Origin of the sequence: Paenibacillus sp. UNC217MF (assembly GCF_000686865.1) — a bacterium.
Lineage (GTDB): Bacteria > Bacillota > Bacilli > Paenibacillales > Paenibacillaceae > Paenibacillus_B > Paenibacillus_B suaedae.
This window is the reverse complement of sequence record NZ_JMLT01000026.1, coordinates 51,933-62,629: the sequence shown is the minus strand read 5'-3', so window position 1 is coordinate 62,629 and position 10,697 is coordinate 51,933. Positions and strand designations below refer to the sequence as shown.

Sequence of the window (10,697 nt, the reverse complement as noted above, 5' to 3'; positions counted from 1 at the left end):
AAGCCCTCCAGCGCCGATGGTACTTGGACCGCAGGGTCCCGGGAGAGTAGGACGTCGCCAAGCAATTAAAGACCACTGTTGAGACATCTCGACGGTGGTTTTTTTTATCTATACCTAATATAGGTATGTAAAAAAGCCGAATGCTTGCGCCTAATTTAGGTTAACAGCAATCGGCTTTTTTTCTTATATGCTTACGCTTTGTACAGGCAGATGTCCATTTCGTTGACTTTAACGAGTCCACTTGAGTCGACAGCGCGCATCGTTAATAGGCAATACTAGCGTGGAGACAGCAGCCATAAGTGCCAGAACACATTCAACAAAGTGAGCTCCAATGGAAGCCATGGGCATAGAATAAGAATGACTAAAAACGTAATGGATGTCGTATGCAGCATAATTTTTGTGAGATATCTTAGGCTGATGAATTGCTGTGGGAGTGGCAAGTAACCAATCCAAGGCATACGCCACCGCCAAGCCCATCTCCCTTTATATGTGTACCGATCTACGATGAAGATGGATCGGCCTATTACATAATGGAGCCATGCAATGAGTACACAAGAAGCAGCGACATAGCCGATACCGAGGAGGCTATGTTGGTACAGTGCGACTGCGATACACAATGCAGCTAACGTGGAAAAGGCAATGATGAAAGGCTTCGCTAGACGAACTCTCTTCAGCAGCTGATAATGATAAAATGTTCGCTCCATTTGTTCATTGCGTATGGTTGACATTGAGCGAACCCTCCTTTTCAAGTTGAACAATAATTTATATATCGGTATTTATTCTATGAAAATGTAGAAGGGATAGAAATTGAAGAAGAATCTAATGAAGATCAAAAATGTTGAAAAAGGGTTCAAACCGTACAAACACCAATACCATCAATCCATCATACATATATAAAAACATTTGAAACTGGCTATGAAACTGGTATATATCCATAGAGTTACGGGCATACTTATCATATAACCGCTAAAGGTGGGATTGACATGGAACGTCAGGATACACACTGCATTGTGTGCGGTGAAGCGACGAATGACGGCATAATGGTCGTCAATCAGTTTATTTGTACAGCATGTGAGCAAGAAATGGTTAAGACCAATGTGCAGGATCTAAAATATTCATTCTTCATTCATAAGCTAAAGCGATTATGGCTGCACACGAATGTGTAAGATAGCTCCCCTTGATTTGCTTACTCGTTAGGGCCCGATTCAGTGGGCTCTTTTTGCTTTTTATTGAACAACAGATGAAGAAGCGCACAATTTACGTTACAATAAATGAAGCAATAATAAAGGGGCAACCTTGATGAATATACGTAAGGGGACTTCTCACTTGGCGCTTGATGTACAAGAGCAACTGCGGGCGCCACTGGTGGAAGCTTTACTTCAATATAATAGAAACCGGCACGCATCTTTCCATGTACCAGGTCATAAGGATGGGCATTGGTATGAGCAAGCGGGGCTTTCCTTATCTGAGCATGGAGAATGGAGTATGCTGCTTCAGAGGATGTCACAGCTGTTATCGATTGATGTGACGGAAGTAGAAGGTACAGATGATTTGCATCATCCGACAGGAGCGATTGCAGAGGCACAGCAGCTAGCTGCGAAGTTGTTCGGTTCTGAAGAGACGCACTTTCTTGTAGGGGGCAGTACGGTTGGCAATATTGCACTCCTTATGAGCTGTTGTATTCAGCCGAACGATATTGTGCTCGTACAGCGTAACGTTCATAAGTCTGTATTACACGGGCTTATGATGGCAGGTGCAAGAGCTGTATTCCTTACACCACAGATGGATATGGCAAGCGGTCTTGCTACTGCACCGACCAGTGAAGCGGTAGAGAAGGCACTTCAGGCATACCCAGAAGCGAAGGCTGTATTCGTGACGAATCCAAATTATTATGGAATGGGGATTGATCTCCGTCAACTTGCGGCTATTACTCATCGTTATAATATCCCACTGCTTGTGGATGAGGCACACGGAGCACATTATGGGCTCCATCCCGCATTTCCAGAATCCGCTCTGCAGGCAGGTGCGGACGGTGTTGTCCAGTCAACGCATAAAATGCTTGGCGGCATGACGATGAGTGCGATGCTTCACGTTCAAGGAGCTATGCTTAATCGATCAAGGCTGAAGAAACTGCTTACGATGCTGCAAAGTTCTAGCCCTTCCTATCCTTTAATGGCATCGCTTGATATCAGCCGCTATTATATAGCGCGAAACGGGCAAGAGGCGTTTGAGGAGGGTCTGAAGGCGGTGCAGCTCGTACGAGCTGCAATGGCTAACCTGGACGCATTTGAGGTTATAGAGATACAAAGCACTCATTCACAGTCCGCCTATTGCAGTCTTGATCCATTCAAGGTGACGATTCGATGCAGGGAGGGACTGTGCAGCGGTTATAAGCTGTTAGATCAGCTTGCTCTGCATGGGTGTATTGCCGAGATGGCCGATTTGCGGCATACGGTGCTTGTATTCAGTCTAGCCAGTACATTAGAGGATGCGAAGCGATTAATTAGGGCATTGCAAGCGGTTGCTGTGACGTTGGACAATAACACTCCATATACTAAGATACAGGCGGGTACCTATATGGAGATTACTGATGCGTCTGCACATCCGATTGTGATGGCTGACGGGCATCGATTGTTCTCTGAGCCTGTATCCTTCTCGATATATGAACAAGAGCATGTACGAACGAAGCAAGTACTTGTGCAGGAGGCAATTGGGCACAAGGCAGCAGAGTCGGTGATTCCTTATCCGCCGGGAATTCCATTACTTTATCCGGGTGAGATTATTACAGAGGATGCAGCACAACAGCTGATCATGCTTGCATATGCCGGAGCTAAGTGCCATGACGCAGAAGATGAATCCTTGCGAACGATTCGTATTGTGGATACTGAAGAAGAGAAGGGAATTGAGGAATAGATATGAGTAAGCAGCAACGAGCAGAACGTCCCGGGTGGTTCATTACACTGGAAGGTGGAGAAGGAGCAGGCAAGTCATCCGCGATTGAACTGCTGACGGATAAGTTGCGGCAGCAAGGAGTGAACGTCGTAGTCACTCGGGAGCCGGGAGGAGTCCGCATTGCCGAGAAGATTCGCAGCATTATCCTCGATCCTGAGCATACAGAGATGGATGCTCGAACAGAAGCATTGCTTTATGCAGCTGCCCGTAGACAGCATCTTGTGGAAGTTGTTATTCCAGCCTTAGAGCAGGGAGCAATCGTCTTATGTGACCGATTTGTTGACAGCTCGCTTGCCTACCAAGGCTACGCACGAGGACTCGGGATGGAAGATGTATGGGAAATCAATCGATTCGCGATTCACGATACAATGCCGGATATTACGTTCTGGTTAGATATTGATCCACAGGCTGGATTGGATCGGATTGCGGCTAATCAGGCTCGTGAAGTGAACCGACTCGATAAAGAGAAGCCTGCATTCCACGAAGCAGTGCGCGAAGGGTACGAACGAATTGCTAAGCAGGAGCCGGAACGGATTGTGCAATTGGATGCTACACAGTCGCTAACACAAATAAGTGGGCAAATGTTCGACATTTTATGTGAGCGAACGCAGGATTTTGCAGGTCGGATGTATAAATAAGTAACATCATTCCAAATAGGGATGCCAAGAACTTTATTTTAAGGAGGATGACCAGGCATGAAGATGGTTGTGGCCATTGTACAAGACAAAGACAGCAATCGGCTTTCCGGTGCATTAGTAAAGGCGAATTTTAGAGCGACCAAGCTGGCGAGTACGGGTGGATTTTTGCGTGCAGGCAATACGACGTTCATGATAGGTGTGGAGGATGATCAAGTGAGCACCGTCCTGAATGTCATCCGCAGCAACTGTAAGGTGAGAGATCAGCTTGTCACCCCAGTGACTCCGCTCAGTGGTACTTCGGATTCTTATATGCCGCTACCTGTCGAAGTACAGGTAGGGGGAGCAACCGTGTTTGTGCTCCCAGTAGAGCGGTTCGAGCATTTTTAACATTTCGTCCGTAATATTACGATATAATAGAAGTAATCCAGCAGATGGATGGATTCAATCGAATTATACTATGAAGCGAACGATTGCAGGTGATATGGAGTGAAAATTAACCCTGGATTTCGCCCCTTCGGCACGGATGTGCGTATGGGTGAATCTGTAACCAAGCCTGTCCAGCACAAGTCCTTTGCGGACATGATGAACAATCGTCATGATCAAGCGAGCAATGATGAGCTGCAGCAGAGGCTGCAGGATATTTATCAGCAAGGGGAACGACTGTCGAAGTCCATGACGATTCGTGAGCTTCGCATGTACCGAATGATGGTGAAGCGTTTTTTGGAGGATACAGTACGGCGGAACCTGAAAATTCGGGAAACGCGTGGATGGGATCGACGCGGCAGAAGCAAGCGATATCAGATTGTCGATGAAATTGACAGTGCTCTCATTGAATTAGCGGATCATCTGCTGGAGACGGAGCAAGGTAAAATTGATCTGCTTCATAAAGTAGGGGAAATTCGCGGGATGCTGATTAACCTGTGCTTCTAGTCAAGCTAGGGGAATTTCCCCATATCCCATGATTAGAGCAGAGCTTCTTGCTCCGTATCGCATTCTGGTTATATATATGGAAGGAATACGCATAACATGTCGTTTGAACAAATTCTCGGACAGGATCGAGCTAAGAAAATATTGCAAAATGGTCTGCGCACAGACAAGGTATCCCATGCCTACTTATTCAGTGGACCGAAGGGTACGGGCCGGATGGCTGCTGCGCTAACCTTCACCAAGGCGTTATTCTGTGAACGCATGACAGATGATGCTTGTGGGGAATGTCTTTCTTGTCGGAAAATTGAGCACGGCAACCATCCTGATGTGCATATTATTGTACCAGAGGGACAGTCAATTAAGATCGATCAAATTCGCGAGCTACAGCGCGAATTTTCCTACCGAACCCAAGCTACAGGCCGGAAAGTGTACATTATGGAGCAGGCGGAGAAGATGACCGTGCAAGCGGCCAACAGCCTGCTTAAATTTTTGGAGGAGCCAACAAGTCCTGCAGTGGCTATTCTGATTACAGAGAATGGACAAGCGATGCTGCCAACCATTCAATCCCGTTCACAGATGGTGCCATTTACACCGCAGGATCCGAACCTTATCTGTCAAACGTTAGTAGCAGAGGGTAGTCCTGCTATATTAGCTCGTGCAGCTGTCTATCTTGTAAACGGCCTAGAAGCTGGGCGTGAGCTATGTGGACAGAATTGGTTTGCAGAAGTGAGAAACGTAATGTTACAATTAGGAAAGGAGTGCGAAGCAAGACTTCCTTCCGCACTTCTAACCGCACAGCAGAAGTTGTTTAAGACCGAGCTTGCTGAACATACGGACATGTTGTTCCGTTTGTTCCATCTCTGGTTTCGAGATATGTTGAATTACCAATACAACCGGCAGGAGAGTCTCGTCTTTATCGATCAGCTTGATACAATCAGCAAGCTGGCCTGGACGAAGTCGGCTGAAGGATGGATTCGGTGCATGGATGCGGCGACGGAGGCGCAGAAGCGGGTGCGCGCCAATGTAAGCCCGCAACTTGCTTGCGAGCAGTTTCTGGTTGGAATCCAAGGAGGTACTTGATTGTATAATGTAGTCGGCGTCCGTTTTAAGAGAGCGGGCAAAATATACTATTTCGACCCGGTCGAATGGCCGGTCCAGAGGGACCAGCATGTGATCGTCGAAACGGCGCGCGGCATTGAGTACGGCAAAGTCGTGATTGGTCCGAAGACCGTCGGTGAGAACGATGTGGTGCTTCCCTTGAAGAAAGTCATTCGCATCGCTAATGAAGCTGACGCTACATTGGTGGATGCGAACCGGCAAGCTGCGAAGGATGCGTTCGCAACCTGTATGGACAAGATTAAGGCGCATCAATTGAAGATGAAGCTTGTAGATGTTGAATATACGTTTGATCGGAACAAAATCATCTTTTACTTTACGGCAGAAGGGCGCGTGGACTTCCGCGAGCTGGTGAAAGACTTGGCCAGCGTATTCCGGACACGGATTGAGCTCCGGCAGATTGGTGTACGGGACGAGGCGAAAATGCTTGGCGGCATTGGGCCTTGCGGGCGCGTGTTATGCTGTTCCTCATGGTTAGGTGATTTTGAACCGGTATCTATTAAAATGGCAAAAGACCAGAACTTATCGCTGAATCCTACGAAAATATCCGGTTTGTGCGGTCGCTTGATGTGCTGCCTGAAATACGAGCATGACAATTATGAAAGCGTGAAAGAAGAGCTTCCTACAGTCGGCAAGTGGGTTGTTACCTCGATAGGAGAGGGCAAGGTCGTCGGTATTAATGCCGGTGAACGTAAAGTGCACGTCCAATTAGCGGATATCGGCAAGGTGAAAGATTTTGCTTTCGACGACGTTGTCGTAAAATAAATAGCGGACATTTTCACGCTCTGGGGTGGGAACTTGGAGAAGAAAGACATTTTTGCGCAGATTCATGAATTGGAAACGCATATGGGAGACCTTCATCAAGAGCTTGGTGCGCTGAAACTCGTCGTCAAAGAGCTGCTGGAAGAGAATCAACGCTTGTGGATGGAGAATCAGCAGCTGCGCAAAGTACTGCACCACGAGCATCACGAGCACTTGGAAGTTGAACCTGAGGTGAAGGGAGACTCGGCACCCGCAGTAAATCCTGATCCAAATGGAGATTCCAAAGAGAACGTGGTTGGCGAAGGGTATGATAATTTGGCGCGGCTGTATCATGAAGGGTTTCACATTTGCAACGTGTATTATGGACATTTGCGGACGGAAGGTGACTGTTTGTTCTGTCTGTCCTTCCTCAATAAATAACCGCGGCCGTAGGTCAGTGGGAACCGATAAGAGGGTTCCCCACCTACGGCTTTTCATCATATTAGGGGCCATTTACAGCATAGCTGATGAGGAAGTCCCTTATGAAACGTTAAAGATATAGGTGTAAGTAGTACTTAAATGAAGATGATAAAGGCAGGGGCGTTATGGAGAATAGAAACGATGTGATCGGGCTGCATCCATCTGAGAGGCTCGACGATTTGCTCACTCATCAATTACGAATTATACAGAGCTCAGAGGTGTTCAGCTTCTCCATGGATGCTGTCCTGCTGGCTCGTTTCGCTTCCGTGCCAACGCGTGGCCGGATTATGGATCTGTGTACAGGCAATGGGGTAATCCCACTGCTGCTGTCCACACGGACTAATGCGCAAATCGATGGATTGGAAATACAGCCAAGACTTGCGGATATGGCCAGCCGCAGCGTTCGGCTAAATGGCTTGGAAGAGCGAATACGCATTATCGAAGGGGATTTGAAGGCATTTACACCAGATGCAGAGCGTCCCTTTTACGAAATGATTACAGTAAATCCTCCCTATATGCCGTTGACGGCGGGTGATGTGAAAGAGAACGAGCATTATGCACTAGCTCGCAGTGAGGTCGCCTGCACATTGGAGGATGTGATTCGCACGAGTGCTAAGCTGCTGCGAACGGGCGGGAAGCTTGCCATGGTTCACCGTCCTAGCCGATTGACGGATATCATAGCGCTTATGCGGACATATCGATTGGAGCCGAAGCGCATTCGCTTCGTTCATCCACGCGAGGAAGTAGAGGCCAATATGGTACTGATTGAGGCCGCGCGAGACGGCAAGCCGGATGTACGGCTATTGCCGCCGCTTATCGTATATAATGATGGAAATGAATATCGTGAGGAATTAATGGATATCTATTATGGGAAAGCCTCGCAGCTGAAGGATGGGTAATATGCAATTGACGGAACAATATAGCTACCAGCAACAAAACAAGGAAAATGTAGGGGCATTATATCTTGTAGGGACGCCGATTGGAAATCTGGAAGATATGACATTCCGGGCTGTACGCATACTGCGGGAAGCTGATATTATTGCGGCGGAAGATACACGTGAGACAAGGAAGCTGTTGAGTCATTTCGAAATTACAGGGAAGACGCTGTACAGCTATCATGAGCATAACAAGCAGGCAAGCGGACCTGAACTTGTGCGTATCATGGAAGAGGGCAAGCGTATCGCCCTTGTGAGCGACGCCGGGTTACCCGCGATATCAGATCCGGGTGCAGATCTTGTTCAACTGGCTGTAGAAGCGGGCATTCCTGTTATTCCGATTCCTGGACCAAATGCGGCTTTATCTGCCTTAATTGCGTCTGGGCTGCCAACGAATCGTTTCACATTCGTAGGTTTCCTTCCGCGGGAGAAGAAGCATGCAGATGCGGTGCTTACCTCACTCCGAATGGAAGCGGGAACGCTGTTATTCTATGAGTCACCACATCGTATTGCGAAGACGCTCGATCGGCTTGCTTCCGCATACGGAGACAGCCGCCGGATTACGATTGCCCGCGAACTGACGAAGCATTACGAACACTTCATCCGGGGTACGGTTGGTGAATGCATTGCCTTTGTAAGCGAGCATCCTCCATTAGGAGAATGTTGTATCGTCGTCGAGGGCGCTGATGAGAATGGAACTTCTCAAGATGCGGGACAAGCATGGTGGCAGGAACTGACGGAAGAAGAGCATGTTGCGCATTATGAACGTGAACAGGGAGTATCACGCAAGGATGCAATGAAACTGGCAGCCAAGGATCGTGGTGTATCCAAACGGGATATCTATCAGGCATTGTTATAGAACAAGAATGGATACAATGGATCATAAGCGAAACATGCAGAATATAGAGGGAAAACCCTTGCTGTAAAACAAAAAAAGACCTCCATGGTTGGGTTCAAAACCATGGAGGCATCAAGGAAGATATAAAAAGGTTAGAATTAACATATGTGATTAGAGCTATTATAACCTATTTTTTTTATTTTGTCACAGGTTGTGGTATTTCTGATATACATTCGTGACAAACAATTTTTCCTTTAAAGTATGTAACGTTCTCTGCATTGCCGCAGAAGATGCATGCTGGCTCATATTTCTTAAGCATGATGCGCTCTCCGTCAACGTAAATTTCTAGCGCATCCTTTTCACCGATACCAAGGGTGCGGCGAAGCTCGATCGGAATGACGACACGACCTAGTTCATCTACTTTACGGACGATACCAGTGGACTTCATCATAGTTCAACGCTCTCCTCTTTGCTTTAGCATGAAATGTCATATTTCGACAAAATTCTTTTTGGCTGATTCTTATCGTACCAACCATTCCCAAATTAGTCAACCTAAAAAATGTATACTTGGCGTGCTAATTTATGGATTTTAGGTTTTTTTTAGCTTATATTAAGCAGTTTTTAACGACGTAGCGTACACTTTTACACTCGTATGGTATTTTTTATGCAAAAATAAACAGAAACAAGAATAAACCAAATCTTTTCGACAATAAGGCAGACTATGTCGAAAAGGTTCGAATCGAAAGGAGTGATTTTCAATGTTATTAGAGGAAAAAGTGTTCAAGGATCCGGTTCACAATTATGTGCATGTTCAAGATCGAACAATTTGGGATTTGATTAACACAAGGGAATTCCAGCGGCTCCGCCGCATTCGCCAATTAGGAACTTCCTATTTAACATTCCATGGGGCAGAGCATAGCCGCTTTTCTCATTCTCTGGGCGTATACGAGATTACTCGGCGGATTATTTCTCAATTTGAACGAAACCAATACGAGGACTGGCCGCAAGAAGAGAGGCTGGTTGCCTTATGTGCTGCACTGCTTCATGATGTGGGCCATGGACCATTCTCTCATTCCATTGAAGAGGCCTTCGATATGTTTCATGAAGATTGGACATACCGCATTATAATAGAAGATACCGATATCAATCGCGTGCTGAGACAAGTAGACCCCCAGCTCCCAACCAAGGTGGCATCAGTGATTCGCAGGACATATGAGCGGCCGATTGTCGTGAATTTGGTATCCGGCTCCCTTGATGCGGATCGTATGGACTATTTGCTGCGGGATGCATATTTTACCGGTGTTAATTACGGTACATTCGATATTGATCGTATTCTAAGGGTGCTGCGACCGCTTAAGGATCGGATAGTAGTCAAAGAGAGCGGCATGCACGCAGTAGAGCATTACTTGCTAGCTCGATATGAGATGTACTGGCAAGTTTACTTCCATCCGGTAACCCGAAGCTCGGAGATGTTGCTTCGCCTGATTTTCAAACGAGCCAAAGAATTATATTTGGGTGGGTACACTTTCCAATATTTCCTCTCTCCTCTAGATGCTTTATTTGAAGGAACGATTACGACGGAACAATATATCCAAATGGATGAGGCATTTGTACAGACCGCATTTATGCAGTGGACAAGGGAGAAGGATGAGCGTCTCGTTGACTTGTGCCAACGATTCATGGAGCGTAAACTATATAAATATATTGAAGTCGAACAGATGGATGAAGATTTACAGGAACGATTGCGGGCAGAGTGGTCGCAGATTGGGCTTGATCCGAACTATGAACTTATGTTCGATTCTCCCTTCGACAAGCCCTATGATGTATATCGAAAGGGGGATGCCCGTTCACAGCAACATATTATGCTATGGGGGCGGGATCAGCAAATTGTAGAGCTGTCCAAGAAATCGGATATTGTACGTTCCATTAGCGGCATTCGCCGTGGAAAACACTATATCTATTTCCCAATGGACAAGCTTCTGGAAGTCTCGAATCACCTTACGGAAGATACAAGGCGTATGTTTATACGCCGCAATCATTAGATCGATTTACAAGAAAGAAAAAGGGGCG

At 46.7% G+C, this 10,697-nt stretch carries 13 protein-coding genes; 11 read left to right on the top strand and 2 right to left on the bottom strand.

Features of this window, described 5'->3' with window-relative positions; genetic code table 11:
- Positions 1-275: 275 nt before the first annotated feature.
- Positions 276-728, bottom strand: a complete 453-nt coding sequence (locus BP95_RS30420) for a hypothetical protein (protein WP_155987271.1) — start codon at positions 726-728, stop codon at positions 276-278.
- A 255-nt stretch (positions 729-983) separates the two neighbouring features.
- Between BP95_RS30420 and BP95_RS0114720 the strand changes: the two genes are divergently transcribed.
- From BP95_RS0114720 to rsmI, 10 genes are all read left to right on the top strand, one after another.
- Complete coding sequence (locus tag BP95_RS0114720; protein WP_021255891.1) at positions 984-1,166, top strand: sigma factor G inhibitor Gin; 183 nt, start codon at positions 984-986, stop codon at positions 1,164-1,166.
- Between the two features lie 133 nt (positions 1,167-1,299).
- Positions 1,300-2,913 (top strand): aminotransferase class I/II-fold pyridoxal phosphate-dependent enzyme, encoded by a 1,614-nt coding sequence (locus tag BP95_RS0114715; protein WP_028532551.1) that lies wholly within the window; start codon positions 1,300-1,302, stop codon positions 2,911-2,913.
- 2 nt (positions 2,914-2,915) lie between these two features.
- A complete protein-coding gene (gene tmk, locus BP95_RS0114710) occupies positions 2,916-3,590 on the top strand; it encodes a dTMP kinase (protein ID WP_021255893.1) in 675 nt (224 codons plus the stop codon).
- Positions 3,591-3,647: 57 nt separating this feature from the next.
- On the top strand, positions 3,648-3,977 hold the full coding sequence (locus BP95_RS0114705; protein WP_021255894.1) for a cyclic-di-AMP receptor: 330 nt from the start codon (positions 3,648-3,650) through the stop codon (positions 3,975-3,977).
- A 99-nt stretch (positions 3,978-4,076) separates the two neighbouring features.
- Entirely contained in the window at positions 4,077-4,520 is a 444-nt protein-coding gene (locus BP95_RS0114700; RefSeq protein ID WP_021255895.1) for a YaaR family protein, read from the top strand.
- A gap of 96 nt (positions 4,521-4,616) precedes the next feature.
- Positions 4,617-5,597 carry a DNA polymerase III subunit delta' gene (gene holB, locus BP95_RS0114695; RefSeq protein WP_021255896.1) on the top strand — a complete coding sequence of 327 codons (981 nt, stop codon included), beginning with the start codon at positions 4,617-4,619 and terminating at the stop codon, positions 5,595-5,597.
- Positions 5,598-6,398: a PSP1 domain-containing protein gene (locus BP95_RS0114690; RefSeq protein WP_021255897.1), complete on the top strand. Its 801-nt coding sequence runs from the start codon at positions 5,598-5,600 to the stop codon at positions 6,396-6,398. It begins immediately after the preceding gene.
- 33 nt (positions 6,399-6,431) lie between these two features.
- On the top strand, positions 6,432-6,815 hold the full coding sequence (yabA, locus tag BP95_RS0114685; RefSeq protein WP_021255898.1) for a DNA replication initiation control protein YabA: 384 nt from the start codon (positions 6,432-6,434) through the stop codon (positions 6,813-6,815).
- A 164-nt stretch (positions 6,816-6,979) separates the two neighbouring features.
- Positions 6,980-7,753, top strand: coding sequence for a tRNA1(Val) (adenine(37)-N6)-methyltransferase (locus tag BP95_RS0114680; protein WP_028532550.1), 774 nt, complete (start codon positions 6,980-6,982; stop codon positions 7,751-7,753).
- Position 7,754: 1 nt separating this feature from the next.
- The gene (gene rsmI / locus BP95_RS0114675) at positions 7,755-8,648 is read left to right on the top strand and encodes a 16S rRNA (cytidine(1402)-2'-O)-methyltransferase (RefSeq protein WP_028532549.1); all 894 of its coding nucleotides are present in this window, start codon (positions 7,755-7,757) and stop codon (positions 8,646-8,648) included.
- 175 nt (positions 8,649-8,823) lie between these two features.
- Here rsmI and BP95_RS0114670 read toward each other — a convergent pair whose 3' ends face one another.
- Positions 8,824-9,078, bottom strand: a complete 255-nt coding sequence (locus tag BP95_RS0114670) for an AbrB/MazE/SpoVT family DNA-binding domain-containing protein (RefSeq protein WP_005545514.1) — start codon at positions 9,076-9,078, stop codon at positions 8,824-8,826.
- A 307-nt stretch (positions 9,079-9,385) separates the two neighbouring features.
- Here BP95_RS0114670 and BP95_RS0114665 point away from each other — a divergent pair, with 307 nt between their 5' ends.
- Positions 9,386-10,669, top strand: coding sequence for an HD domain-containing protein (locus BP95_RS0114665; protein ID WP_021255901.1), 1,284 nt, complete (start codon positions 9,386-9,388; stop codon positions 10,667-10,669).
- The last annotated feature ends 28 nt before the right edge of the window (positions 10,670-10,697 follow it).